We start from the raw sequence: 237 nt of genomic DNA, 5'->3' as shown, positions 1-237 counted from the left end.
ATTATCTCATTGATGGCTGCGGCAGCCTTCGGCGTCGCTTCATTCGTTATGCCTGCAATGGCGCAGGACAAGGGCCTCGTTGGTATCGCAATGCCGACGAAGTCTTCTGCCCGCTGGATCGACGACGGCAACAACATCGTCAAGCAGCTCCAGGCAGCCGGCTACCAGACCGACCTGCAGTATGGTGACGACGATATTCCGAACCAGCTTTCGCAGATCGAAAACATGGTCACGAAG

At 56.1% G+C, this 237-nt stretch carries 1 pseudogene; it reads left to right on the top strand.

The window, feature by feature from the left end:
• Positions 1-237, top strand: a pseudogene (locus tag ACPYOM_RS23825) (sugar ABC transporter substrate-binding protein); the annotation flags it as partial.

This window comes from Monashia sp. HAY1-2A (assembly GCF_056755315.1).
Note: the sequence above shows the minus strand (reverse complement) of the source record. Positions and strands in the feature narration are given on the sequence as shown.